Annotated in this window: 1 protein-coding gene; it reads right to left on the bottom strand. The window is 67.4% G+C overall.

From position 1 onward, the window contains the following. Positions 1 to 1,022, bottom strand: a 1,022-nt coding sequence (locus FJ956_RS30395) for an integrase core domain-containing protein (RefSeq protein ID WP_140685000.1), incomplete at both ends; no start/stop codon positions are given.

The raw sequence follows: 1,022 nt of genomic DNA, 5'->3' as shown, positions 1-1,022 counted from the left end.
GCCGAGCGGGTGGGCATAGAAGTGGAGCGCCCATTCACCCGCCTCGGTCTCGGTCGCGGCAACCGCTTCCCCGGCCAGGGTCTTCGAGACGTAGATGAAGTCGCCGTTCCACTTGATCTCGCCGTTTTGGCGCACGCTGCGCACCGCCGCCTCGGCGGGGTAGTCCGGTTCGGGTATCGTCTTGGGCATGGGTCGGGTTGATGCACAGTAGTGCTGTGCCGGCGTGTCCATGCCCAGCGCCTCATGCGGGCGCTGCTCGTTGTACTCGCGTCGGAAAGCCTCGAACGCCTTGGCCTGCGCTGCCCGGTCGGCCGCCGGCTCCTTAGCCAGAGGCAGCATGGTCAGGTGGAAGCGCTCATGGCATCCATTCTGCTGCGGCTTGCCCGGCTTGATGCGCTCCAAGACTATGCCGAGCTTGATGAAGCGCACCGCCAGCGGCGTCAGCCCGCTGACGCCGGCCGACGCGAACGGCGCGCCATTGTCGCTTCTGAACCGATCCGGCAGGCCATTCTCCTTAAATGTCCGCTCAAACACCGGCCAGGCCTCTTCTTCCGACGTCGAGCCGGTCGCCGCCAGCGCCAACAGGTAGCGGCACGCCCCATCCATCACCGTCAGCGGCTCGCAGCGCCAGCCGTCTGCGGTCCGGAACCAGCCCTTGTGATCTCCCGTCCACAGCGCGTTCGGTCCCTCGGGCTCCGGCCATGGGCCGTTGCCCGCCGCCCTCCAGCGCACGCGGCGCCGCCCGACAAGACCATGCCGCTTCAGGATCTCGCCAGCCGTCGAAACCGCCGGCCAGCCGCATGTTGGCTCGGCCCGCTTCAGCCGCGCTATGATCTTCTTCGGCCCCCACAGCGGATGCGCCTCCTTCTCCGCCAAGATCCGCTCCACCAGTTCGGCTGCCGTCGCCCTGCCGTGCTCGAGCGGCGCCCGCGGCTGATCGTGCAAGCCTTCCGGGCCAAACGCCCGATAACGTTCAAGCCATTTGTAGCCCGTCTTGCGCGAGATATCGAAGGTCGCGCACA

Source organism: Mesorhizobium sp. B2-4-3 (genome assembly GCF_006442815.1).
GTDB lineage: Bacteria > Pseudomonadota > Alphaproteobacteria > Rhizobiales > Rhizobiaceae > Mesorhizobium.
This window is presented reverse-complemented; position numbering and strand designations above follow the sequence as displayed.